Source organism: Ensifer sp. GW101-20A05 (assembly GCF_059424735.1).
This window is the reverse complement of the sequence record NZ_JBWKZT010000053.1, coordinates 1-911: the sequence shown is the minus strand read 5'-3', so window position 1 is coordinate 911 and position 911 is coordinate 1. Positions and strand designations below refer to the sequence as shown.

Sequence of the window (911 nt, the reverse complement as noted above, 5' to 3'; positions counted from 1 at the left end):
GCCATGAACTTCTTGTGCGGCTTGACCGAACCCGGCTTGCACAGGATTTGGCCACGCTCAACGCCGTCACGGTTAACACCACGGATCAGCGCGCCGATGTTGTCGCCGGCCTGGCCCTGGTCGAGCAGCTTGCGGAACATTTCAACGCCCGTAACCGTCGTCTTCGACGTGTCGCGGATGCCGACGATTTCAACTTCTTCGCCGACCTTGACGATACCGCGCTCAACGCGACCGGTCACAACCGTACCACGGCCCGAGATCGAGAACACGTCTTCGATCGGCATCAGGAACGGCTGGTCGATCGGACGCTCCGGCGTCGGGATGTAGGCGTCAACAGCAGCCATCAGCTCGCGGATCGCGTCTTCGCCGATCTTCTTGTCCGAATCTTCCAGAGCAGCAAGAGCCGAGCCCTTGATGATCGGAATGTCGTCGCCCGGGAATTCGTAGGACGACAGAAGTTCGCGAACTTCGAGTTCGACGAGCTCGAGAAGCTCGGCGTCGTCAACCTGGTCGACCTTGTTGAGGAACACGACGATTGCCGGAACGCCAACCTGGCGGGCGAGCAGGATGTGCTCGCGGGTCTGCGGCATCGGGCCGTCAGCAGCCGAGCAAACCAGGATCGCGCCGTCCATCTGAGCGGCACCGGTGATCATGTTCTTGACGTAGTCGGCGTGGCCGGGGCAGTCAACGTGAGCGTAGTGACGGTTCGGCGTCTCGTACTCAACGTGGGCCGTCGAAATGGTGATACCACGGGCCTTTTCTTCCGGCGCAGCGTCGATCTGGTCATACGCCTTGAACTCGCCGAAGTACTTCGTGATCGCTGCGGTCAGCGACGTCTTGCCATGGTCAACGTGGCCAATCGTGCCAATGTTAACGTGCGGCTTGTTGCGCTCAAATTTGCTCTTTGCCAT

Annotated in this window: 1 protein-coding gene; it reads right to left on the bottom strand. The window is 60.3% G+C overall.

What is annotated here, in order from left to right:
• A partial coding sequence (gene tuf, locus AC070A_RS34615; RefSeq protein WP_218374531.1) for an elongation factor Tu occupies positions 1-911 on the bottom strand: 911 nt, incomplete at its 3' end.